Source organism: Alphaproteobacteria bacterium (assembly GCA_017308135.1).
Lineage (GTDB): Bacteria > Pseudomonadota > Alphaproteobacteria > CACIAM-22H2 > CACIAM-22H2 > Tagaea.
The window spans coordinates 54,382-77,500 of sequence record JAFKFM010000007.1; the positions used below are offsets into that span (position 1 = coordinate 54,382).

The 23,119-nt window shown below is 65.4% G+C and carries 18 protein-coding genes and 1 pseudogene; 16 read left to right on the forward strand and 3 right to left on the reverse strand.

Translation table 11 applies throughout. The annotated features are described in order from the left end of the window. The first annotated feature begins 61 nt into the window (after window positions 1–61). A complete protein-coding gene (locus tag J0H39_04720; protein MBN9496040.1) occupies window positions 62–1,336 on the forward strand; it encodes a pentapeptide repeat-containing protein in 1,275 nt (424 codons plus the stop codon). On the opposite strand, the gene J0H39_04725 is transcribed toward J0H39_04720, so the two are convergent. Beyond that, entirely contained in the window at window positions 1,320–2,453 is a 1,134-nt protein-coding gene (locus tag J0H39_04725) for a hypothetical protein (protein MBN9496041.1), read from the reverse strand. The genes J0H39_04720 and J0H39_04725 overlap by 17 nt on opposite strands. A 73-nt stretch (window positions 2,454–2,526) precedes the next feature. Here J0H39_04725 and J0H39_04730 point away from each other — a divergent pair, with 73 nt between their 5' ends. The 5 genes from J0H39_04730 to J0H39_04750 are packed head-to-tail and all read left to right on the forward strand — an operon-like array spanning window position 2,527 to window position 7,309. After that, window positions 2,527–3,252: a sulfite exporter TauE/SafE family protein gene (locus tag J0H39_04730; GenBank protein ID MBN9496042.1), complete on the forward strand. Its 726-nt coding sequence runs from the start codon at window positions 2,527–2,529 to the stop codon at window positions 3,250–3,252. Between the two features lie 25 nt (window positions 3,253–3,277). Further along, window positions 3,278–4,228, forward strand: a complete 951-nt coding sequence (locus J0H39_04735; protein ID MBN9496043.1) for a hydroxyacid dehydrogenase — start codon at window positions 3,278–3,280, stop codon at window positions 4,226–4,228. Further along, window positions 4,219–5,367: an acyl-CoA/acyl-ACP dehydrogenase gene (locus J0H39_04740; protein MBN9496044.1), complete on the forward strand. Its 1,149-nt coding sequence runs from the start codon at window positions 4,219–4,221 to the stop codon at window positions 5,365–5,367. The genes J0H39_04735 and J0H39_04740 overlap by 10 nt, the downstream gene beginning before the upstream one ends. Beyond that, a complete protein-coding gene (locus J0H39_04745; GenBank protein ID MBN9496045.1) occupies window positions 5,367–6,488 on the forward strand; it encodes a CoA transferase in 1,122 nt (373 codons plus the stop codon). The genes J0H39_04740 and J0H39_04745 overlap by 1 nt, the downstream gene beginning before the upstream one ends. Further along, window positions 6,485–7,309 carry a MaoC family dehydratase N-terminal domain-containing protein gene (locus J0H39_04750; protein ID MBN9496046.1) on the forward strand — a complete coding sequence of 275 codons (825 nt, stop codon included), beginning with the start codon at window positions 6,485–6,487 and terminating at the stop codon, window positions 7,307–7,309. Before J0H39_04745 ends, J0H39_04750 begins: the two co-directional genes overlap by 4 nt. Here the strand turns inward: J0H39_04750 and ubiG are convergent. Further along, window positions 7,296–7,985 (reverse strand): bifunctional 2-polyprenyl-6-hydroxyphenol methylase/3-demethylubiquinol 3-O-methyltransferase UbiG, encoded by a 690-nt coding sequence (ubiG, locus tag J0H39_04755; protein MBN9496047.1) that lies wholly within the window; start codon window positions 7,983–7,985, stop codon window positions 7,296–7,298. The two genes, J0H39_04750 and ubiG, sit on opposite strands and share 14 nt — an antisense overlap. 225 nt (window positions 7,986–8,210) lie before the next feature. On the opposite strand from ubiG, the gene J0H39_04760 reads away from it, so the two are divergent. The 9 genes and pseudogenes from J0H39_04760 (at window position 8,211) to J0H39_04800 (ending at window position 19,285) form a co-directional block, all read left to right on the forward strand. After that, on the forward strand, window positions 8,211–9,431 hold the full coding sequence (locus J0H39_04760; GenBank protein ID MBN9496048.1) for an aspartate kinase: 1,221 nt from the start codon (window positions 8,211–8,213) through the stop codon (window positions 9,429–9,431). Between the two features lie 3 nt (window positions 9,432–9,434). Beyond that, entirely contained in the window at window positions 9,435–10,469 is a 1,035-nt protein-coding gene (locus J0H39_04765; protein MBN9496049.1) for a nitronate monooxygenase, read from the forward strand. Further along, window positions 10,469–12,742 carry a phosphoenolpyruvate--protein phosphotransferase gene (gene ptsP / locus J0H39_04770; GenBank protein ID MBN9496050.1) on the forward strand — a complete coding sequence of 758 codons (2,274 nt, stop codon included), beginning with the start codon at window positions 10,469–10,471 and terminating at the stop codon, window positions 12,740–12,742. Before J0H39_04765 ends, ptsP begins: the two co-directional genes overlap by 1 nt. A 156-nt stretch (window positions 12,743–12,898) precedes the next feature. Next, a complete protein-coding gene (locus tag J0H39_04775) occupies window positions 12,899–13,999 on the forward strand; it encodes a helix-turn-helix domain-containing protein (GenBank protein MBN9496051.1) in 1,101 nt (366 codons plus the stop codon). A 75-nt stretch (window positions 14,000–14,074) separates the two neighbouring features. Continuing rightward, on the forward strand, window positions 14,075–15,193 hold the full coding sequence (gene ispG / locus J0H39_04780; protein ID MBN9496052.1) for a flavodoxin-dependent (E)-4-hydroxy-3-methylbut-2-enyl-diphosphate synthase: 1,119 nt from the start codon (window positions 14,075–14,077) through the stop codon (window positions 15,191–15,193). A gap of 38 nt (window positions 15,194–15,231) precedes the next feature. Next, the gene (locus J0H39_04785) at window positions 15,232–16,488 is read left to right on the forward strand and encodes a glutamyl-tRNA reductase (protein ID MBN9496053.1); all 1,257 of its coding nucleotides are present in this window, start codon (window positions 15,232–15,234) and stop codon (window positions 16,486–16,488) included. After that, window positions 16,485–17,552, forward strand: coding sequence for a peptide chain release factor 1 (gene prfA, locus J0H39_04790; protein ID MBN9496054.1), 1,068 nt, complete (start codon window positions 16,485–16,487; stop codon window positions 17,550–17,552). Before J0H39_04785 ends, prfA begins: the two co-directional genes overlap by 4 nt. Before the next feature lie 29 nt (window positions 17,553–17,581). Then, entirely contained in the window at window positions 17,582–18,412 is an 831-nt protein-coding gene (prmC, locus tag J0H39_04795) for a peptide chain release factor N(5)-glutamine methyltransferase (GenBank protein MBN9496055.1), read from the forward strand. Between the two features lie 555 nt (window positions 18,413–18,967). Then, window positions 18,968–19,285: pseudogene (locus J0H39_04800) on the forward strand (DUF4167 domain-containing protein). A 262-nt stretch (window positions 19,286–19,547) separates the two neighbouring features. Here J0H39_04800 and J0H39_04805 read toward each other — a convergent pair. Then, complete coding sequence (locus J0H39_04805; GenBank protein ID MBN9496056.1) at window positions 19,548–20,300, reverse strand: MOSC domain-containing protein; 753 nt, start codon at window positions 20,298–20,300, stop codon at window positions 19,548–19,550. Window positions 20,301–20,441: 141 nt separating this feature from the next. Between J0H39_04805 and clpB the strand changes: the two genes are divergently transcribed. Beyond that, window positions 20,442–23,057: an ATP-dependent chaperone ClpB gene (clpB, locus tag J0H39_04810; protein MBN9496057.1), complete on the forward strand. Its 2,616-nt coding sequence runs from the start codon at window positions 20,442–20,444 to the stop codon at window positions 23,055–23,057. Window positions 23,058–23,119: the final 62 nt, after the last annotated feature.

Genomic DNA, 23,119 nt, shown 5'->3' on the forward strand with positions numbered 1-23,119 from the left:
GCTTGTTAAATAGACGTTCTAATGGGTAACCCATTCGGGCCAAAGGGGCGGCTCGCAACCTATGCTGTCTGCATCACCGTCGAAAATCCAGCGCCGCAAATATTCGCATGCGGAATTGGCGAATGTCGTCGCTTTGCACGAGCGGTTTCGCACGGGCAAGCCCGGCGGCGTGCGCGCGATGCTGGCCTTCGCCGATTTGTCGGGCATGGCGCTGGCCGGCGCCAATTTGACCGAGGCGGATTGCACGGGGGCGTCGTTCCGCGGCGCGATGATGTCGGATTGCGTGCTCGACCGCGCGCAACTCTTCGCCTGCGATTTCCGCGAAGCCGATCTGGAAGGCGCCTCGCTGATGCGCGCCGATCTGCGCGGGGCGTCGATGCGCGGCGCCAATCTGACGCGCGCCAATCTGATCCAGGCCGATCTGCGCGAAGGCTCGCTGACGCAGAAGGACAAGGGCGGAAATCTTCACGCGCTCAAACTCGGCCATGTCGGTGCGACCGAACTGACCGACGCGAAGCTCGAAGCCGCCAATCTGTCCGAAGCGAATATGGACGGCATGTCCGCCTCGCACGCCGATTTCACCGACGCCGTTTTGCGCGACTGCAAATTCGCGCGCGCCACACTGCAAAAGGCGAAGTTCCAGGGCGCCAATCTGGCGGGTGCGGATTTCACCGGGGCGAATTGCACCGGCGCCAATCTCGCGGGCTCGGTGCTGTCGGGCGTGAAATTCGGTTCGGCCGTGCTCGACGGCGTGGATATGACGGATGCGGTCACCGACGCGCCGGCGGGCAAGCCGCTTTCCGAAGTCGGCATGGCGCCGGAAGAGCTGCTGCGCCTGCATGCGCTGTGGGCCGATACGGGCGGGGCGCAAGGTCAGGTCGCCGATCTGTCCGGTGTCGATTGCCGCGGCCTGCCCTCCTTGCGCGGCAAGGTCCTGGTCGGTTTACGTGCCGAGCGCGCGACGCTGGTCGGGCTCGATCTCTCCGGCTGTCAGTTGCAGGGGGCGCGTCTCGCCGGGGCCGATCTGCGCGATTGCAAATTCGCGGGTGCGGATCTGCGCGGCGTCAATCTCGCGGGCGCCAAGCTCACACGCTCCGATCTGCGCGATTGCGACTTCACGCCGCTCGTCCCCATTCCGGGCCGGTCGTTTCCGTCGAATTTGGCGGGAGCGATCTTCCGTGCGGCCGATCTGCGCGGCGCCAAATTCGGCAACACGCCGATGCCGCAAGCCGATCTGCGCGACGTGCTGATCGACGATACGCAGATCATGTCGATCGATTTCGCCGATGTGACGCTCGACGCGCGGATGAAGAAGAAGATCACGCCGGCGTCTTAGGTATTTCGTACGGTACCGGCGTCGCTTCGAAATCCTTGAACTGTTCGGGCCGCAAACCCACCACGATCGGATCGGCATCGTTGCGCCGCACGGCGATGCGCGCGTTGAACAGATCGTGGTTGTAACCGTGCTTGTCGACGATGCGGTAGATCAGCACGGGGAATTGCGCCTCGCCGATCTTGCCGCCGGTCAATTGCGAATTGGCGCTGGCGATGCCGTAACCGCCGATCGTCACGCCGGAAAGTTTCTCCAGCATCTTCTCGACGCGCGCCAGGAACATCAGCGTGTCGAGCTCGCGCACCACCGGCGGCTCGGTCGGGCGGATGAAGCGCCCGATGCAGATCTGGCCCGGTTGCGCTTTGCCGACCAAGCGCGCGAGCTGGATCGTCACTTCGCCGACCAGATATTCGAAGCCGCGCGGGCGCGTTCCTTCGATCTGGTGATAGGCGTAGTGACTGCCGATCGAATAGCAGGTGCGCAACACCGGCACGAGGCGCGGCTCGCCGCGCGAGCGCGCGACCGCGTTGTCGGCCAGGATCAGCACCAGGGCCGCGTAAAGGCGCATATCGGCTTCGAAGCCGCGCGCGCGGTTCCAGACATAGAACCCGTCGCCGGTGGTCGAGCGCGCGATTTCGACGTCGAGCCCGGCCTCGCCCAGTTTCTTGGCCGCCGAATTGATCGAGTATTCGAGGCTGGCGAGCTGGGCGACCTGCTCCAGCGGATCGACCTTCGAGAAGCCGACGATGTCGAACAGGATGACGGCGCGATGCTCGGTTAGCGAGATCGCGTATCGGCGCGCCACTTGGTCGAGGATGACGGGTTTCACCTCGCCCTTGCCGTCGCCGATGGTGAAGGGCAGATCGACCTTGATCGGCCGCGTCTTCAGGATTTTGCAGACTTCGGCGAAGGTCTTGGCGCCCATCAGGCGCCCGCCGCCCAGGATCCGGTCGGCGTTGGGCGCCTCGGCCAGCACGCGCCAATTGGGCGCGGCGCAGAGCGAGACCGTCTGGCCTTCATGCATCCAGCCGACGACGATGTTCTGGCCCAGTTTCCAGGCGCCGTGGCAGGCGAAGTCGAGTTCGCGCAAGCCTTCCCGGATTTCGTCGTCGCTGGCCATGTCGCGGCGATCCTAGCAGAGTTGCGCGATTCGGGGAGCGTTCGCGCGCCGTCTGCCTGTATATAGCCGCCCCATGGATTTGCCTTCGGAAGTTTTCGTCGTCGGCTGGCTGTTCGTGGCGGCGATCGCGTCGGGCCTGTCGGGCTTCGCCTATGCGATGATCGGGGCCGTCGTGCTCTTGCACTTCCGCGATCCGGTGGACGCCACCCCGTTGATCCAGGCGACCAGCGTGATCGCGCAATCCATGTCGATCTTCGCCTTCCGCGGCCATATGCGCTGGGACCGGCTGCTGCCCTTCCTGATCTGCGGCTTGCTGGGCGTGCCGCTGGGCGTGTTCCTGCTGACGATCGTGCCCGCCGACCCGCTGCGCAAAGCGATCGGCGCCTTCATGATCGTCTACGGCGTCTGGTCGCTCGCCCGCAAACCAGGGCCCCCGGTCACATTCGGCGGGCGCGCGGCCGACGGTCTCGTGGGCTTCTCGGGCGGCGTGATGGGCGGGATCGGCGGGCTGGCGGGCGTCACCATCACGATCTGGACCGCGATGCGCGGCTGGCCGCGCGACGAACAGCGCGCCGTCTATCAGCCTTATATCTACATGATGCAGGCGAGCTCGGTGACCGTGCTGCTGGCGACCGGCGGTATCAGCCCGCGCGTCGTGACGGATTTCATGTGGGCGGCGATCCCGGTGGCGGCGGGGGCGTGGCTCGGCCTTAAGCTCTACGGCGCCATCGACGACGCGACGTTCCGGCGGACCTTGCTGATCCTGTTGATCGTCTCGGGGTTCGGCCTGCTATTCTGACGCCTCGGCGTTCAGGAGTTCGCAGATGTACGATATCGTCGTGACGGAATTCGTCGACCAATGGGCGGTCGACGATCTCGCCAAGGATTACAAGGTCCATTACGACCGCACGCTGGTCGACAAGCCCGAGGAATTGGCGAAGCTGGCGGCGACAAGCCCCGCGATCGTCATTCGCAACCGCACCCAAATTCGCGGGCCCGTGCTCGCCGCGATGAAGAATTTGAAGGCGATCGGCCGTTTGGGCGTGGGCCTCGACAATATCGATATGGAGGAATGCGCGCGAAGGAACATCGCCGTGTTCCCGGCGACCGGGGCCAACACCGTATCGGTCGCCGAATACGTGATCGGCGCCACGCTGGTCGGCTTGCGCGACGTGTGGAAGGCCAATGCCGACGTGCTCGCCGGCAAATGGCCGCGCAACGATCTGATGCTGGGCGAAGCCTCAGGCCGGCGCTTGGCGTTGATCGGCTTCGGCGGCATCGCGCGCGCGGTCGCCAGCCGCGCCAAGGCGCTGGAAATGGCGATCTCGGCCTTCGATCCGCATGTGAAATCCGACGACCCGGCCTGGGCGCAATACGGCGTCGAACGCGAAACCGATCTCGACGGGTTGCTGGCGAAGGCCGACGTGATTTCGCTGCACGTGCCCTTCACGCCGCAAACGCGCAATCTGATCGATGCGGCGCGTCTCGCCAAAATGAAATCCTCCGCCTTGCTGATCAACACGGCGCGCGGCGGCATTATCGACGAAGCGGCGTTGGCGTCGGCGTTGACGGCGGGCAAACTCGGCGGTGCGGTCTTGGACGTTTACGAACAAGAGCCGCTGAAGGCGGGCTCGGTGCTCGAAGGCGTGCCGCGTTTGTGGCTCACGCCGCATATCGCCGGCGTGACGGCGGAAGGGAATATCCGCGTCTCCACCGTCACCGTCGCGAATGTCCGGCGCGAACTCCAGCGTTTGGGGATCAAAGGATCGACGTGAGCGAGACCTATCCCGAAATCCGCGAGTCCGTTCGCGCGCTTTGCGCCAAATTCCCTGGTGAATATTGGCGCGCGTTGGATCGCGCGCGCGAGTATCCGGCGGATTTCGTGAAGGCGTTGTCGGAGGCCGGGATGCTCGCCGTGCTGATCCCGGAGGAATATGGCGGATCGGGTTTGCCGATTTCCGGTGCCGCCGCGATCCTCGAGGAGATCCACGCCGCGGGGGCCAATGGCGGGGCCTGCCATGCGCAGATGTACACGATGGGCACGATCCTGCGGCACGGATCGGCCGAACAGAAGCAGCGCTTCCTGCCCAAGATCGCGTCGGGCGATTTGCGCCTGCAAGCCTTCGGCGTGACCGAGCCGAGTGCGGGTACGGACACGACCGCGATCCGCACCACGGCGACCAAAAAAGGTGATCGCTATATCGTCGATGGCCAGAAGGTGTGGACCAGCCGCGCCGAGCATTCCGATCTGATGCTGCTGCTCGCCCGCACCAGCCCCCGCGATCAAGTCGCGAAGAAGAGCGACGGCTTGTCGGTCTTCGTCGTCGATATGAAATCGAAGGGCCTGACGATCAAGCCGCTGCGCGCGATGATCAACCACGCGACGACCGAAGTGTTTTTCGACGGGCTTGAAGTGCCCGCCGAAAATCTGATCGGCGAGGAAGGGAAGGGCTTCCGCTATATCCTCGACGGAATGAACGCGGAGCGCATTCTGATCGGTGCGGAGTGTATTGGCGACGCCAAATGGTTCACCGCCAAGGCCAGCGACTACGCCAAGTCGCGTGTCGTGTTCGGCCGCCCGATCGGCCAGAACCAGGGAATCCAGTTCCCCATCGCGCAAGCCTATGCGCGGATGCGCGCGGCCGAGCTGATGGTGCGCGAAGCGATTCGTTTATACGAGGCGCACGAAGCCTGCGGACCTGAAGCGAATATGGCCAAGATGCTTGCGGCCGAAGCGTCATGGGATGCGGCGAATGCCTGCCTGCAAACCCATGGCGGCTTCGGCTTCGCCGAGGAATACGATATCGAGCGCAAGTTCCGCGAAACGCGCCTCTATCAAGTGGCACCCATTTCGACCAATCTGATCTTGGCGCACCTCGCCGAGCATGTGCTCGGCCTGCCAAGGAGCTATTGATGGCGGCCCTCGACGGACTTCTTTGCCTCTCGCTCGAACAGGCGGTCGCGGCCCCGTATCTCACCTCGCGCCTCGCCGATAAAGGCTGCCGCGTCGTCAAACTCGAACGGCCGGAAGGCGATTTCGCGCGCGGCTACGACAAGGCGGCGAAGGGCCAGTCGAGCTATTTCGTCTGGCTCAATCGCGGCAAGCAAAGTCTCGTCGCCGATATCAAGAATCCGGACGACAATGCGCTGCTCAAACGCATCGCGGCGAAGGCCGATATCTTCGTCCAGAATTTGATGCCGGGGGCGGCCGCGCGCGCGGGGCTCGGCGTGGCGGAATTGCGCAAGGCGAACCCGCGCCTCATCTGCGTCGATATCTCGGGCTACGGGTCGCAAGGGCCCTACGCGCAGATGAAAAGCTACGACATGCTGCTGCAAGCGGAGACGGGCCTTGCCGATGTGACGGGCCGGCCGGAAGGGCCGGGCCGCGTTGGCGTGTCGGTTTGCGATATCGCAGCGGGCATGTACGCGCACCAAGCCGTGCTGGAAGCGTTGATCGAACGCGGCCGCACGGGGCAGGGGGCGCATATCGAAGTCTCGCTGTTCGACGGCATGGCCGAATGGATGGCCGTACCGTTGCTGCATTTCGACTATCTCGGCAAGGCGCCGCAACGCGTGGGCCTCGCGCACCCTTCGATCGCGCCGTATTCGGATTTCATGACGAAAGACGGCGTGCGCATCGTCATCTCGATCCAGAACGAGCGCGAATGGGCGGATTTTTGCGCGCATGTGTTGGGCGAGGCGGCTTTCGCGACGCATCCCGATTACGCCACCAACGTGCAGCGGGTGAAGAACCGCGCGGCGCTTGACGCCAAGGTCGCGGCGTTTTTCGAGGCGCGGACCAAGAATGAAATGGTGGCGCTGCTGAACGCCGCACGCACGGCTTACGGTGTCGCCAACACGGTCGCGGAATTCTCCAAACATCCGCAATTGCGCCGCGTCAGCGTGGTGACCGAAACGGGCGACGTGAATTTGCCGGCCCCGCCCGCGATCGTGAACGGCGAGCGCGCGCCCGCGTTGGGCGCCGTGCCCAAGATCGGCGAACATTCCGCCGCGATCCGCGCGGAATTCGCATGAGCGATTACACAGCCTGGCTCGGCCGGACCGAAACGCGCGCGGAGCGCGTCGAGCCCATGCAAGCCGTGAAAATGGCGGCGACGTTGGATCGCGCGATCCCACGCGACGGCGATGCGTTGCCGCCCGGCTGGCATTGGATGTTGTTCAATCCGGCCGAGCCCGCCGCCGCGTTGGACCGCGACGGGCATCCGAAGCGCGGCGGCTTCATGCCGCCGATCGATTTGCCGCGCCGCATGTGGGCGGGCGGGCGGCTCGCTTTCCACGCGCCATTGCGCGTCGGCACGAACGCGACGCGTCGTTCGGAAATCGCGAAGATCGAGAGCAAGACCGGCAAATCCGGCGCGCTGGTTTTCGTCGTGGTGAAGCACCGCATCGAAGCGGACGGCGTGCTGGCGCTCGAGGAAGAGCACGACATCGTCTATCGCGGCATGGGCGGCGGAACGGCGCCTTCGGTCGCGCCGCCCGCCGGCGCCGAGATCGCGAAGATGATCGCGCCCGATCCGACCTTGCTGTTCCGCTATTCGGCGCTGACCTTCAACGGCCATCGCATCCATTACGATCAGCCTTACGCGACGAAGGTCGAAGGTTACCCCGGTCTCGTGTTTCACGGGCCGTTGACCGCGACCTTGCTGATGGCGCTGGCCGAGGAATTGGGTGGCGCGAAGCTAGCTCGATTTTCATTCCGGGGCGTGGCGCCGTTGTTCGACACGGCGCCGTTCGCGATCAAAGCCAAGCGCGACGGCGACAAGATCGCGGCGTGGGCCGAAACGCCCGACGGTGCGCTGGCGATGTCGGCGGAAGCGACGCTTACGCGCCCTTGATCGCGAAGCCCATATAGTTGACGTCCATGTCGCGGGCGAGGCGCCAGGTGTCGAGCAGCGGGTTGTAGGTGACACCGGTCAGATCGGTCGTTTCGAGCCCGGCGGCGCGTAGGCCTTCGCACATTTCGGCGGGCTTCACGAATTTCGCCCATTCATGCGTGCCCTTGGGCAGCCAGCGCAGCACGTATTCCGCACCGACGATGGCGAGCAGGAACGCCTTGGGCGTGCGGTTGAGCGTGGCGACGACCATCGCCCCGCCCGGACGCACCAGCGCCCCGCAGCTCGCGAGGAATTCCTTCGGGTCGGCGACATGCTCGACCACTTCGAGCGACAGCACTGCGTCGAAGCTTTCGCCGGCGGCGACGAGGTCTTCGGCCGTGGTATGGCGGTAATCGATGGCGAGGCCCATGCGTGCCGCATGGTTCGACGCGATACCGATATTCTTGGCCGAAGCGTCGATGGCGGTCATCGCCGCCCCCATTCGCGCCAACGGCTCGGCCACCAGCCCGCCGCCGCAGCCGATATCCAGAATGCGCAAGCCGTCGAGCGGTTTGGCGCCCAGCGGATCGCGCCCGAAATGCCGCGCCAAACGGTCGCGGATATAGCCGAGCCGCACCGGGTTGAATTTATGCAGCGGGCGGAACTTGCCCGCCGGGTCCCACCATTCGTCCGCCATCGCCGCGAAACGCGCGATTTCGGCGGGATCCACGCTGGAACCGGTTGCGGCGTCGGGAAGCGTCACGATGGCGAAATCTCCGTTTCCGGCACGGAAGGTATGCTTGCTCCGCCGGGAAGATCACAGTAGATATGCCGCGCGCGCGCACCCGGCAAGAGTCGGGTTACACCCTCTTGCGCCAATGCGTTGGTTTAATTCGACTTTTACCGGAGTCCGGTCGCGGTTATGGCACGTCTGGTTCTCAAATTCGGCGGTACGTCGGTCGCGAATATCGAGCGCATCCGAAACGTCGCCCAGCGCGTGAAGCGCGTGGTCGAGGAAGGCAACCAGGTTGCCGTCGTCGTTTCGGCCATGTCCGGGGTGACGAATCAGCTCGTCGCCTGGGTCAACGAAGTCTCGAAATTCTACGACGAGAAGGAATACGACTCGGTCGTGGCGACGGGCGAGCAGGTCACAAGCGGCCTGACCGCGCTGGCGTTGCAGGAACTGGGCGTCAAAGCGCGGTCCTGGCAGGGCTGGCAGATTCCGCTGCGCACCGATGCGACCTATTCGAAGGCGCGCATCGAAGGCATCGACACGGCGGAGATGATCGCCGCGATGGAAAAAGGCGTCGTCGCGGTGGTCGCCGGGTTCCAAGGCATCAGTGCCGAAAACCGCATCACGACGTTGGGCCGCGGCGGCTCGGACACGTCGGCGGTGGCGCTGGCGGCGGCGTTGAAGGCCGATCGCTGCGACATCTTCACGGATGTCGATGGGGTTTATACGTGCGACCCGCGCATCGTGACCAAGGCGCGCAAGCTCGATCAAATCGCCTACGAAGAAATGCTCGAAATGGCCTCGCTCGGCGCCAAGGTGCTGCAGACGCGGTCGGTCGAGCTCGCCATGAATCACCGCGTGAAGGTGCAAGTCCTCACCAGTTTCGAGGACAAGCCCGGCACGATGGTCGTCGACGAGGAAGAAATCGTGGAAAAGCAAATCGTCAGCGGGATCGCCTATAGCCGGGACGAGGCCAAGGTGACCCTTACCAAGGTCTCCGACCGCCCCGGCGTGGCCGCCGCGATCTTCGGCCCCTTGGCCGACAGCGCCATCAACGTGGACATGATCGTCCAGAACATCTCCGACGACGGTAAGACGACGGACATGACCTTCACGGTCGGCCGCACCGATCTCGACCGCGCGGTGAAGCTGCTGAACGAGAAGAAGGCGGCGCTGGGCTTTTCGGAGATCAAGCCCGATTCCAGCGTCGTGAAGGTTTCGGTCATCGGCGTGGGCATGCGCAGCCATGCGGGCGTGGCGCTGACGATGTTCCGCACGCTGTCGGAAAAGGGCATCAACATCGAAGTGATCTCGACGTCCGAGATCAAGATTTCGGTGCTGATCGACGAGCAATATCTCGAATTGGCGCTTCGGGCACTTCACACCGCTTACGGATTGGACGCGCACTAAGCCATGGATCGCATCGCCGCACGTCAGCGTCTCGACCGCCTGTGGGCGCGGGGAACCGCGTTCTTGGGCTGCGAGATCGCGATTCTCGGCGGTGCGATGACCTGGGTGTCGGAACGCAATCTCGTCGCGGCGATTTCCAATGCCGGCGGGTTCGGCGTCCTCGCCTGCGGCTCGATGAAGCCCGACATGCTCGCCGCCGAAATCGCGGCGACGCATAAGCTCACATCGAAGCCGTTCGGCGTGAACCTGATCGTGATGCATCCGCAATTGGCGGATCTCGCGCAGATCTGCATCGACGGCAAAGTCGGCCATGTCGTGCTCGCGGGCGGTCTGCCGCCCGCCGACATCGTCAAGAATCTCAAAGCCGGCGGTATCAAGGTGATCGGTTTCGCGCCGGCCCCCGTCATCGGCAAGAAGCTGGTGCGCGGCGGCATCGACGCGCTGGTGATCGAAGGCATGGAAGCGGGCGGGCATACCGGTGCCGTCACCACCGCCGTGCTGGCGCAGGAAATCCTGCCCGTGATCCGCGACGTGCCGGTCTTCGTCGCGGGCGGCATCGGCCGGGGCGAAGCGATCCTCTCGTTCCTGGAAATGGGCGCTTCGGGCGCGCAGCTCGGCACACGCTTCGTGTGCGCGAGCGAATGCGTGGCGCATCCCGCGTTCAAGCAAGCTTTCATCCGGGCGGCCGCGCGCGACGCCGTGCTGTCGGTCCAGCTCGATCCGCGCTTCCCGGTCATTCCGGTGCGGGCACTGGCCAACAAGGGCACGGCCGAATTCATGGAATGCCAGCGCCGCGTGATCGCCAAGGTCGATTCGGGCGAGCTCGACGCCAAGGCGGCGCAGCTGGAGATCGAGCATTTCTGGGCGGGCGCCTTGCGCCGCGCGGTGGTCGACGGCGACGTCGAAACCGGCTCGGTCATGGCCGGCCAATCGGTCGGCATGGTGACGCGCGAGCAAAGCGTCAAAGACATTCTCGACGAACTCGTCGCGCAGGCGGTGGATGCGATCGCCGCGCGCGAGGCTGCGGGAGCCGCGTAATGGCCGCGACGCTGGGGCCCGGGGCGACGCGCCGGCTGCTCAAGCGTCTGCGCGACACGATGGCGGCGGGCGGTACGGCCCAGCAGCGCCTCGACAAGATCGTCAAAATCATCGCGGGCGAGCTGATCGCCGAAGTCTGCTCGGTCTACATCACGCGCGCGGGCCAAGTGCTGGAGCTGTTCGCGACCGAAGGCTTGAAGCCGGAAGCCGTCCACAAAACGCGCCTGCGCGTGGGCGAAGGCATCGTCGGCGAGATCGCGGAGAATGCGCGCCCCTTGGCGCTGGCCGACGCGCAATCGCATCCGAACTTCGCCTTCCGTCCGGAAACCGGCGAAGAAATCTTCCACTCGATGCTCGGCGTGCCGATCCTGCGCAACGGGCGCGCGATCGGCGTTGTCGCGATTCAAAACCGCACCTTCCGCGAATACGCGGACGAGGAAGTCGAAGCGCTGCAAACCGTCGCGATGGTGCTGGCCGAACTGGTCGCGTCGGGCGAATTGGTGTCGCCCGACGAAATGCTGCGCACGGAGGATGCGGGCCTCGTCGCGTCCGAACGCATCGAAGGCCAGAAGCTCAACGAAGGCATCGCCATCGGCATCGTCGTGCTGCACCAGCCGCGCGTTTCCGTGCGCCAGATGGTGGCCGACGATCCGGCGGCCGAAAAGAAGCGCCTGCGCGAAGCCGCGGCCGGCATGCGCACCGATATCGACCGTATCTTCGCCGATGCGGGGCTGGAGGAAGGCGACGAGCGCTGGGAAATCCTCGAGACCTATCGGATGTTCGCCGAGGATCGCGGCTGGTTCAGCCGCATCGCCGACGCGATCGATACGGGCCTGACCGCCGAAGCCGCCGTGCAGCGCGTGCAGGAGGACAACCGCGCGCGTCTGGCGCTGGTGTCGGACCCTTATATCCGCGAGCGCATCACCGATTTCGACGATCTCGCCAACCGCCTCGTCCGGCATTTGACCGGCGATCGCACGGCGGCGGCGGATACCGATCTGCCCGACGATATCGTGCTGGTCGCGCGCAATCTCGGCCCCGCCGAGTTGCTCGAATACGACCGGCGCAAATTGAAGGGTGTCGCGCTGGAGGAAGGCTCCAGCACCTCGCATGTCGCGATCATCGCGCATGCGCTCGACCTGCCGATGGTCGGGCACGCCGCCGGGTTGCTGTCGCGCGCGGAGCCGGGCGATCCGGTCGTCGTCGACGCGATGGGCGGTCAGATCATCCTGCGCCCGCGCGAAGACGTGCGCGACACCTACGCCGCCGCGTTGCGCGCGCGTCAGGAACGGCGCGCGGGCTATGCGGCGCTTAAAGATCTTCCCGCCGTCACGCGCGACGGCACGCCGATCTCGCTCAACATGAATGCGGGCCTCGTGCTCGATCTCGAACATCTGGCGGATAGCGGGGCGGACGGGATCGGTCTCTACCGCACCGAGATTCCGTTCATGATCCGCTCGACGATGCCCGACGTCGTCGAGCAGACGGATCTCTATCGCCGCATTTTGGACCGCGCCGACAACAAGCCCGTCGTGTTCCGCACGCTCGATATCGGCGGCGACAAGGTGCTGCCCTATCTCGACGCGAACCCGCAGGAAAATCCCGCGATGGGCGTGCGCGCGATCCGCTTGACGCTCGACCGTCCGGCGATTTTGCGCGAACAGGTGCGCGGATTGCTGCGCGCGGCCGGCGGCCGTCGCCTCGACATCATGTTCCCGATGGTGGCGGAGGTCGCCGAGTTCGACGCCGCCAAGGAATTGCTGGAAATCGAAATCGCGCGCGAGGCCAAGCGCGGGCGCGCCTTGCCCGATCCGATCCGCATCGGCGTGATGCTGGAAGTGCCGTCGCTCTACTGGCAGCTGCCGCAACTTTTGAAACGCGTCGATTTTATTTCGGTCGGGTCGAACGATCTGATGCAGTTCTTCTACGCGTCCGATCGCGGCAATCCCGACATGGCGGATCGCTACGATCCCTTGTCGCCGGCGATGCTCAGTTTCCTGCGCGCCATCGCGCGCGATTGCGAAGCCACGCATACGCAGCTCACCTTGTGCGGCGACATGGCCTCGCGCCCGCTGGAAGCGATGGCGCTGCTCGGCATCGGTTATCGTCGCTTGTCGATGCCCTTCCCCGCGATCGGCCCGGTGAAGGCGATGGTGCGCGCGCTCGATCTTCCGCCGCTCGCCAAGTATCTCGACGAGATCTGCCGCTTGGCCGATCACTCGGTGCGCAAGAAGCTCGGCGACTTCGCGCGCGATCACAACATACCCGTGTAGTTTTTATTACTTCGACGGAAAATTTACGGCCCGCTTGCTGTTGGCGGTCGATGCCGAAGGTGATAAGACTCCGACCGGGATAACCCGCAGAGCCGCACGTGAAATTTCCGGATCGTCTATTCCGGAATATATTTCATGGGCTTAACGGAGGCTTCGGTGGCCGCAAGCCAACACGACGAAGCACGGATGAAGGATATGACGGCGTTCGAAACGCCGTTGCGCGCGCGCGTGGGCGAAACATTGCGCGCGGAACGCGAACGGCGCGGCTGGTCGGTCGCCGACGTCGCCAAGCATCTCAAAATCCGCCGCGTCCAGCTCGAAGCGATCGAGACGAGCAACTACAACGAGCTTCCGCGCGGCGCCTATGCCGCCGGGTTCGTGCGCTCCTACGCGGAATTGCTCGATCTGGACGCCGCCGCCCTCAGCCGTCGTTTCAAGGAAGAGGCCGCGGGCATCGATGTGCCGGCCGAGCTTTCCTTCCCCACGCCGATCAACGAAAGCCGCCTGCCGGGCGGCGTGTTGGTGGCGCTGTCGCTGCTGCTTGCCGTCTGCGCCTACGGCACTTGGTATTACGTGACGGCCGCCGATCGCGCGCCCGTACCCCGCGTCACCGCCGTGCCCGAAACCTTGGCCGCGCGCGTTCCGGCCCCCACGCCCGCACCGTCGGCGGCGGAAGCCCAAGCGCGCGTTCTGCCGCCCGCACCGCATGTCGAGACGGCCCCGGCTGTGCCGGTTGCGCCGCCGCCGGTCGCCGTCGTTCCCGCGACGCCCGCGCCAGCCCCCGTCGCGCCGGCCCCGCAAATCGCCGCGGTTCCGCCGGTCGCGGCCCCGGTCGCCCCGGCACCCGCAGCACCGGCCGCTCCCGTGACCGGCTCGGCGCCGGTGTCCGAACCCGGCACACCGCGCGTGTTCGGCGAGGCAAACGAAGGCCGGATCGTCATCCGCGCGACCGGCGATAGCTGGACGCAAGTGCGCGACGCCAACGGCAATGTCGTGTTTTCGCGAATCTTGCGTGCGGGCGAGACCTATAACGTGCCCGATCGTCCGGGCCTGACCATGTCCACCGGCAATGCCGGCGCGTTGGATGTGCGGGTGGACGGGCAGGGCGCCCCGTCGCTCGGCCGTCCGGGCATGGTCGAGCGCGGTATCGCGCTGGACCCGGAGAAACTCGCATCCGGTACGGCCAAGAGCGAGACGCCCGCCGCTCCGGCGCGCCCCGCGTCCCCGAATCCGCAGGGCCCCGGCTCGCAGGGCTGACCCGATTACGCTATATAAAGGTCCGTCCGGGCGGTTCGGCCGCGCGGGCGTGTTCTTCCCCCTTCGGGTTCGCCGATGACCGTTCGCGCCTATCGCCAAATTCTGCGCCGCAAAAGCCGTCAGATCATGGTCGGCAACGTGCCCGTCGGCGGCGATTCGCCGATCACCGTGCAGACGATGACCAACACGCCCACGCCCGACGTGGCCGCGACGGTCGAGCAGATCCGCCGCGCCGAAGAAGCGGGCGTGGATATCGTGCGCGTTTCGTGCCCCGACGAGGAATCGACCGCGGCGTTGGGCGCCATCGTGAAGGCCGCGAAAGTGCCGGTCGTCGCCGATATCCATTTCCATTACCGCCGCGCGATCGAAGCGGCGAAGGCGGGGGCAGCGTGCTTGCGCATCAACCCCGGCAATATCGGTTCCAAGGAACGCGTGCGCGAGGTCGTGAAGGCCGCCAAGGATTACGGCTGCTCGATGCGCATCGGCGTCAACGCGGGCTCGCTCGAAAAGGAATTGCTCGACAAATACGGCGAGCCCTGCCCCGAGGCGATGGTCGAAAGCGCGTTGAACCACGCGAAATATCTCGAGGACGAGGATTTTCGCGAGTTCAAAATCTCGTGCAAGGCGTCGGACGTGTTCCTCGCGGTCGCGGCCTATCAGCAGCTCGCGGAAGTCTGCGACTATCCTTTGCACCTGGGCATCACCGAAGCCGGCGCGACGCGCATGGGCACGGTCAAATCGTCGATCGGCATGGGCTCGCTGCTGTGGGCCGGTATCGGCGACACGATCCGCGTTTCGCTCTCGGCCCATCCGGTCGAGGAAGTGAAAGTCGGCTACGACATATTGAAGTCGCTCGGCCTGCGCCGGCGCGGCGTGACCGTCGTGTCGTGCCCGTCCTGCTCGCGCCAGCAATACGACGTGATCAAGACCGTCGAGCGTTTGGAAGAACGCCTTTCGCACATCACCGTGCCGATGACCGTGTCGGTGATCGGCTGCGTGGTGAACGGCCCCGGCGAAGCGCGCGAAACCGATATCGGTTTCACCGGCGGGGGCAACGGCACGCATATGGTCTATGTCGGCGGCGTGCCCGACCATAAGGTCAAGGACGTCGATATCGTCGAATATCTCGCCGAGATGGTCGAGAAAAAGGCGGCGGAAATTCAGGCGCGCGAAGCGCCCAAGGCCGCGGAATGAGCCGGGGCCCCGACACAGCTTCGCTTTAGCGACGCGAAATGTCGGCGCCATCCCAGCGCCCCCGCCTATGCGTGGTGGGGGCCAATCACAAAACCGCATCTTCTTCGCTCCGCGACGCGCTGTTCGTTCCGGAAGCGGAAATGCGCGGGCTGTTGGAAAGCCTGAAGCGCGCCGGCTTGCGCCAAGCCGTGGCGATGTCGACCTGCGATCGCACCGAGTTGCAGATCGCCGCCGACGATCCCGAGGCGGCGTGCGCGGCCGTGCTGGCGGCGTTGGCACCGCGCGGCGGTGTGGATGCGGGCGAACTTCGCGAATCCTTCTATGTCGCGTCAGACGACGACGCGTTGCGCCATGTCTTCGCGGTGGCGTGCTCGCTCGACAGCCAAGTCGTGGGCGAGCCGCAGGTGCTGGGCCAGCTCAAAGCAGCGCACCGTTTGTCGCGCGAGATGGGATTGACCGGGCCCGAACTCGACGCCGCACTCGAACACGCCTACGCCGCCGCCAAGCGGGTGCGCAGCGAAACCGCGATCGGCGAACGCCCGGTCAGCCTGGCCGCCGCCGCCGCGGAAGTCGCGCGCGACGTCCACGGTAATGTCGCGTCCTGCACCGGCTTGCTGATCGGGGCGGGCGAAATGGGCGAAACGCTGGTCGAGCATTTCCAGCGCGCGGACATGAAGAAGCTGAACGTGGCCACCCCCAGTGCGGCGCGCGCGGGCGATCTCGCCCGGCGCTTGAACGGCACGGCCGTCGCGTTCGACGCACTCGACGACGCGCTCGCCGCCGCCGATCTGGTGTTCTCGGCGCTGGGGCGCGGGCAGGAAACGCTCGATGCGCCGCGCGTCGAAGCGGCGTTGAAGCGCCGCCGCCGCCGGCCGATCCTGCTGCTCGACCTTGCCGTGCCCGAGGAGATCGCGCGCGCGGTCGAAAAGCTCGACGGCGCGTTCCGCTACGCGATCGACGATCTGGAAGGTTTGGCGCTGAAAGGCCGGGCGGAGCGCGAAGCCTCGCTCGCCGAAGCGTGGAAAATCGTCGACGGCGAACTCGACGCCTTCCGCCGCCAGGGGGCGGGGCGCGCCGCCAATCCCGCGATCGTGGCGTTGCGCCGGCGTTTCGAAAGCGAACGCCAGCGCGTGCTCGCCGAAACGCAAGATCCCGCGCGCGCCACGGAATTGCTGATCCATCGCCTGCTGCACGCGCCCTCGGAAGAATTGCGCGCCTTGACCCAAGGCGATCCCAAGACCCGCGAAATGGCCGAGCAACTGGTCGCGCGATTGTTTAGAACGGACGAGTCATGAGTTTCGCGGAAAAGCTGGACAAGGTTCTCGCGCGTCAGCGCGAATTGGGCGATCTGCTCGCCTCGGGCAATGTCGATCCGAAATCCTTCGCCAAATTGTCGAAGGAATTCTCCGATCTCGAACCCGTCGTGGCGGCGGTCCAGTCCTTGCGCAAGTCGCAGGCCGAACTCGCGGAGCTCGAAACCCTGCGCAGCGAAGGCGACGCCGATATGCGCGCGATGGCGGAGGCCGAGTATTTCGACCTGAAAGCCAAATTGCCCGAGCGCGAGCGCGACGTGCAATTGATGCTGCTGCCCAAGGACGCGGCCGACGAGAAGAACGCGATCCTGGAAGTGCGCGCAGGCACGGGCGGCGAGGAAGCGGCGTTGTTCGCCGCCGCCTTGTTCCGCATGTATCAGCGCTATTCCGCCGCGCGCGGCTGGCGGTTCGAGACGATGGAACTCGCCGAAACCGGTTTGGGCGGCTTCAAGGAAGCGGTCGCGAATATCTCGGGGGCCGGCGTGTTCGCGCGCCTCAAATTCGAATCCGGCGTGCATCGCGTGCAGCGCGTCCCCGAAACCGAAACGCAAGGCCGCATCCACACCTCGACCGCGACGGTCGCGGTGTTGCCGGAGGCCGAGGAAGTCGACGTGCAGATCAACGAAAAGGATCTGCGCATCGATGTGTTCCGCTCCTCGGGGCCGGGCGGCCAGTCGGTCAACACGACCGATAGTGCGGTGCGCATCACCCATATCCCGACGGGCGTGGTCGTGTCGCAGCAGGACGAAAAATCGCAGCACAAGAACAAGGCCAAGGCGCTGAAGATTCTGCGCGCCCGGCTATACGAGGCCGAGCGCGAGCGCCAAGCCGCCAGCCGGTCTGCCGACCGCAAGGGCCAGGTGGGCACGGGCGACCGGTCGGAGCGCATCCGCACCTATAATTTCCCGCAAGGCCGGGTCAGCGACCATCGCATCAATCTGACGGTCTATGAGATCGACAAGATGATGGAAGGCGAAGGCCTCGATCGCTTCATCGACGCGCTGATTGCCGAAGACCGCGCCGCCAAGCTGGCGTCGCTGCCGTGAACGATCTGCCGCCCGTTCCCGCCGGAAGCCTGCTGACCGAAATCCGCACGACGTTGACGGAGGCGGGCATCGACAATCCGCGTCTGGAAGCGAGGCTGATCGTCGGCGCTTCGGCCGGATTGACGACCGAGCAATTGATCGCGCGGCCCGAAGTGCCGGTCGATGCCGTATCCGCCGCTTTCGCGCGCGCTTTGGCCGAGCGCCGTGCCGATGGGGCGCCGATCGCCTATCTGCTCGGCAGCCGCGAATTCTGGAGCCTCGATTTCGCGGTGACGGGGGCCACGCTCGTGCCGCGCCCGGACAGCGAAACGTTGATCGAAGCCGCGTTGGCGCGTTGCGCCGCGTGGGACAAATCCTGGCGCGTGGCCGATTTGGGCACGGGCAGCGGCTGTTTGCTGCTCGCCTTCCTGTCCGAGCGGCCTTTCGCGATGGGAATCGGCGTCGATCGCTCGGAGGAGGCGCTTTCCGTCGCCAAGCGCAACGCGCATGCGCTGCGCTTGGATGGTCAGGCGGGTTTTGTGTGCGGCGATTGGGCCGCGGCGCTCGCCGGGAAATTCGATCTGATTCTGTCGAATCCGCCTTACATCCCGACGGGCGATATCGAGCATTTGTCGCGCGAAGTGCGCGACTACGAACCGTTCGAGGCGCTGGACGGCGGCAAGGACGGGCTCGATTGCTATCGCCTTATCGTCGCCGAGTTGCCGCGATTGCTCGTTCCCGGCGGTGCGGTGGTGTTCGAAGTGGGGATGGGCCAGGCCGAAGACGTCGCCGCTTTGTGCCGGGCGGCGGGTTTGACGGTCGAATCCATCCGCCGCGATTTGGGCGGCGTTGCGCGTTGCGTTGTCGCATCAAGAGTCTGATCCGGTGGGATTGAACCGCCTGCGCCGCAGGGATTTTGCGTCGCGGGTAGGAGAAGGGTGCGGCGCGTAGTGGTTCTACGCGCAAGCCCTTCGACGCCCTCCGCGGCGCAAAAGAACGCGGCCCTAAAGGGTTGGGTTCCGGCGGGCGCCCGCTTCGTTGTGCCCCTCGCCGATAGAACCACTATCGGCTTCGGGACACGCCTCGCGGATCGCGCGCGCCGGACGCCCAACGCAGGTGATTCAATCCCACCGGATCAGACTCTAAGCCAACCCCCTGAAACCCCTCGGCAAAAAAGCGCTTGGAAAGAAATTGCGGGGGCTTTAGCTTGGGATCGAATGAAGGGCGTCGCCGGGTTTAAGCCGGAAGCGCCGATGGGCCTGGCCCGATGGGCCGGCCGATTTAGCCATCGCGAAATCCCGATCCGACCGAATCGCCCCTCGGGGTGCTTGTGTCGCGGGACTCGCGGGTCACCCGAGGCTACGAAGGTGAATGGGCGAATCCCCGGAGGTCCGGGCGATTTCGCCGTTTGAACGTCAAGGAACCGGAGTTCGGTAATGAAGCGGCAGCGCAACAATCGCGGCGGGCATCACGGCGGCGGTCAGAACCACGGCAACATGCATCGTGGCGGCGGTGGTGGTGGCGGTGGCGGCGGGCAACGCTCGAACGTTCCGTTCCGCGCGCAGACCTTCGACTCGAACGGTCCGGAAGTGCGCATTCGCGGCAATGCGTTCCAGGTGCTGGAGAAGTATCTCGCCTTGGCGCGCGACGCGTCGTCCTCGGGCGACCGGGTGGCGGCGGAGAACTACTACCAGCACGCCGAGCACTATTTCCGCATGATCAATGCGAACCAGGAACAGTTCCCGCAGCAGCGCCCGCCCCAGCAGGGTTACCAGCAGGGCCAGCCGCAGCAGGGCTTCGCGCCGTCGGAAGGCGGCGGTCAGCCGGGGATGGAACAAGCCCCGGGCATGGGCCCGCAGCCGGGAGCGGCACCGAATAACGGCCCGGCCGTCGTGCATGTTCAGCAGCATCTGCCGAATGTCGCCAGTGCGGCACCGCAAGGGGCGATCCAGCAGGGCGGTCCGCTGCCCTCGTTCCTCACCGCCCCGGGCGGCGGCGAGAACTAAGCTTGCCGCGTTAGAGGGGGCGCAGCGCGTCCCCTTGCGCGATTTCCCCGGCGTTCAGGATTTCGGCGTAAACGCCGCAATCGATATGACCGAATCCCTGCTGCAACAGGCGCGGGATCTGCAGGTCGCGCTCGGCCGTCGCCGGGTTGACGGTCGTCGCCGCACAACGATCGATGCGCTTGTAGACTTTGAGGCGCACGTCACCGATCGCGATCTCGCGATCGAGCCAGTCGAACTCCTCCCACGGCTTGCCGCCGGCGAAATAGATATTCGCCCGGAAGCGAATCTTATCGACCGGTGCCCGCGCCACGCGTTCGATATCCGCGACGCTCGAAAGCCCGATGATCGACACCACTTTGCGCGCGGTGTCGGAGAACATATGCCCCGGCGCCTCGACGACTTTCGGGCTGCCGCGCGTTTCGCCTTCCAGATAGGCGCCGAAAAACTGCTCGATCAACGCACGGCCGGTCGGCGTGGTCAGGTCGCCGCTCGCGACCTTTTTGCCGCCGCGCTTGACGGTCAGGACATTCGTCGCCGCGTCGAAGCTGGTTTCGAGCTTCGCTAGGCGCTCGTTCTTCGCCAGCATCAGGAAATTATGCTTGGGCATCCAAGCGGGGGCGGAAGCGTCGAAGGCGGTCGCCCCATGCGCGATGGCGAAACGCCGGTCGAGCGGCAGGCCTTCGCCGGGAACGACGGCGACACGGGTTAGCGCCTCGGCGCTGAGACCTTTGACGGGATAGCGGTAAATTCCGGCGATTTGCATGGCGGCAAACTAGGGCCGCGCCCCGTGCGGCTCAAGTGTCGCAGGGCTTGCGGGGCGGGGGGCTTATGCCCAAATTTCGCATGGGACGCTGGAAAACCGGGTCCCGAATAGCTTGTCGCTTCCGAGAAGGGCAAACGAAACATGGATTTGAACAAATATACCGAGCGCGCCAAAGGCTTCCTTTTGAACGCGCAGACCTTGGTGCAGCGCGCGTCCCATCAGCGCTTCGTGCCCGAACATCTTTTGAAGGTCCTGCTCGACGACGAGGAAGGCCTCGCCGCCGGCCTCATCACCGCCGCGGGCGGCGACGCCAAGCGCGCGCGCGACGCGGTCGAAGCGGCCCTCGCGAAACAACCGCGCGTGGAAGGATCGGGTGCAGGCCAGATCTATATGGCCCCCGAAACCGCCAAGCTGTTCGAAACGGCCGAGGAGATCGCGCGCAAAGCGGGCGATTCCTTCGTGACCGCCGAGCGCCTGTTGCTGGCGATCGCGGTCAACAAAGGCAGCAACGCCGCGGATATTCTGGCGAAGGCCGGGGCGAAGCCCGAGGCGATCAACCAGGCGATCGAGACCGTGCGCAAAGGCCGCAAGGCCGACAGCGCCACGGCCGAAGATGCGTATGACGCGTTGAAGAAATATGCGCGCGATCTGACGCAAGCCGCGCGCGACGGCAAGCTCGACCCCGTGATCGGCCGCGACGAGGAGATTCGCCGCACGATCCAGGTCCTGTCGCGCCGCACAAAAAACAATCCCGTGCTGATCGGCGAACCGGGCGTGGGCAAGACGGCGATCGTCGAAGGCCTCGCCTTGCGCATCGTCAACGGCGACGTGCCCGAATCGCTGAAGGACAAGCGTTTGTTGTCGCTCGACCTCGGCGCCATGATCGCGGGTGCGAAGTATCGCGGCGAGTTCGAGGAGCGGCTGAAATCCGTGCTCCAGGAAATTTCGCACGCGCAAGGCGATGTCGTGCTGTTCATCGACGAGCTGCATACGCTTGTCGGTGCGGGCAAGGCCGACGGCGCGATGGACGCGTCCAACATGCTCAAGCCCGCCTTGGCGCGCGGCGAACTTCATTGCGTGGGCGCCACGACGCTCGACGAATACCGCAAGCACATCGAAAAAGACGCCGCTTTGGCGCGCCGTTTCCAGCCCGTGATGGTCTCCGAGCCAACGGTCGAGGACGCGGTGTCGATCCTGCGCGGCCTCAAGGAGAAATACGAACTCCATCATGGGGTGCGTATCACCGACGCGGCGATCGTCGCGGCGGCGACGCTTTCCAACCGCTACATCACCGAGCGTTTCCTGCCCGACAAGGCGATCGACCTGGTCGACGAGGCGGCGAGCCGCCTGCGCATGGCGGTCGATTCCAAGCCCGAAGCGATCGACGAACTCGATCGGCGCATCGTGCAGCTGAAGATCGAGCGCGAGGCTTTGAAGCGCGAAACCGACGACGCATCGCGCGAGCGTTTGCTCGCGTTGGAGGAGGAGCTGGCCGATCTCGAGGCGAAATCGGCCGATCTCACCCGCCAATGGAAATCCGAAAAGGAGAGCATCCAAGGCGGTCAGCGCATTAAGGAACAACTCGACCAGGCGCGCGCCGATTTCGATGCGGCGCAGCGCAAGGGCGACCTCGCGCGCGCGTCGGAGCTCAAATATTCGACGATTCCCGAGCTCGAAAAGCGTCTCGCGGCGGCGTCGAACGACGCGGATAACCGCCTGTTGAACGAGGAAGTGACCGAGGCGGACATCGCCGCGGTTGTATCGCGCTGGACCGGCATCCCCGTCGACAAGATGCTGTCGGGCGAGCGCGAGAAACTGCTGAAGATGGAAGACACGCTGCAAACGCGCGTCGTGGGCCAGGACGAAGCCGTCGCCGCCGTGGCGGAAGCCGTGCGCCGTGCGCGCGCGGGGTTGCAGGACCCGAACCGGCCGATCGGCTCGTTCCTGTTCCTCGGCCCCACGGGTGTCGGCAAGACGGAGCTGACGAAGGCGCTGGCGTCGTTCCTGTTCGACGACGAGCGTGCGCTGCTGCGCATCGACATGTCGGAATACATGGAGAAGCACTCGGTCGCGCGGTTGATCGGCGCCCCGCCGGGCTATGTCGGCTACGACGAAGGCGGCGCTTTGACCGAAGCGGTGCGCCGGCGCCCGTACCAGGTGATCCTGTTCGACGAGGTCGAGAAGGCGCACCCGGACGTGTTCAACGTGCTGCTGCAGGTGCTCGACGACGGGCGTCTGACGGATGGCCAAGGCCGCACGGTCGACTTCAAGAACGCGCTGATCGTGCTGACCAGCAATCTGGGCAGCGAGCTCATCGCGCAGCAGAAGGAGGGCGAGGATATCGATCTGGTCCGTGCGGCGGTGATGGAAGTCGTGCGCGCGAATTTCCGGCCCGAATTCCTCAATCGCCTCGACGAAATCCTGCTGTTCCGCCGCTTGAGCCGCGCGAACATGAAGGGGATCGTCGCGATCCAGATCAAGCGGCTGGAGAAGCTGCTGGCCGATCGTAAGATCGCGCTGGAGCTCGATGACGCCGCGTTGGCCTGGCTTGCGAATGCGGGCTACGACCCGGTTTACGGGGCGCGGCCGCTCAAGCGGATCATCCAGCGCGAGCTGCAAAACGTGCTGGCGGGCCGGATCCTGGCCGGCGAGATCAAGGATGGCGCGAAAGTGAAGGTTTCCGCGGCTGCGAATGGCCTGGAGATCGGCGTTGCGCGCATGGAGGAAGGGGCTGAGACCCGCCGTAAACGCGCATAAACACGCGTAAACGCGGGATCCGCCCGCAAACACCCGCCGGAGCCATGCAAAAAACGCATGAG

Excerpts from the sequence above, each read along its gene's own strand:
- J0H39_04720 (MBN9496040.1), top strand. The coding sequence starts at position 62 with ATGCTGTCTGCATCACCGTCGAAAATCCAGCGCCGCAAATATTCGCAT.
- J0H39_04725 (MBN9496041.1), bottom strand. The coding sequence starts at position 2,453 with ATGGCCAGCGACGACGAAATCCGGGAAGGCTTGCGCGAACTCGACTTC.
- J0H39_04730 (MBN9496042.1), top strand. The coding sequence starts at position 2,527 with ATGGATTTGCCTTCGGAAGTTTTCGTCGTCGGCTGGCTGTTCGTGGCG.
- J0H39_04735 (MBN9496043.1), top strand. The coding sequence starts at position 3,278 with ATGTACGATATCGTCGTGACGGAATTCGTCGACCAATGGGCGGTCGAC.
- J0H39_04745 (MBN9496045.1), top strand. The coding sequence starts at position 5,367 with ATGGCGGCCCTCGACGGACTTCTTTGCCTCTCGCTCGAACAGGCGGTC.
- J0H39_04750 (MBN9496046.1), top strand. The coding sequence starts at position 6,485 with ATGAGCGATTACACAGCCTGGCTCGGCCGGACCGAAACGCGCGCGGAG.
- ubiG (MBN9496047.1), bottom strand. The coding sequence starts at position 7,985 with ATGGCGGACGAATGGTGGGACCCGGCGGGCAAGTTCCGCCCGCTGCAT.
- J0H39_04760 (MBN9496048.1), top strand. The coding sequence starts at position 8,211 with ATGGCACGTCTGGTTCTCAAATTCGGCGGTACGTCGGTCGCGAATATC.
- J0H39_04765 (MBN9496049.1), top strand. The coding sequence starts at position 9,435 with ATGGATCGCATCGCCGCACGTCAGCGTCTCGACCGCCTGTGGGCGCGG.
- ptsP (MBN9496050.1), top strand. The coding sequence starts at position 10,469 with ATGGCCGCGACGCTGGGGCCCGGGGCGACGCGCCGGCTGCTCAAGCGT.
- ispG (MBN9496052.1), top strand. The coding sequence starts at position 14,075 with ATGACCGTTCGCGCCTATCGCCAAATTCTGCGCCGCAAAAGCCGTCAG.
- J0H39_04785 (MBN9496053.1), top strand. The coding sequence starts at position 15,232 with ATGTCGGCGCCATCCCAGCGCCCCCGCCTATGCGTGGTGGGGGCCAAT.
- prfA (MBN9496054.1), top strand. The coding sequence starts at position 16,485 with ATGAGTTTCGCGGAAAAGCTGGACAAGGTTCTCGCGCGTCAGCGCGAA.
- J0H39_04805 (MBN9496056.1), bottom strand. The coding sequence starts at position 20,300 with ATGCAAATCGCCGGAATTTACCGCTATCCCGTCAAAGGTCTCAGCGCC.
- clpB (MBN9496057.1), top strand. The coding sequence starts at position 20,442 with ATGGATTTGAACAAATATACCGAGCGCGCCAAAGGCTTCCTTTTGAAC.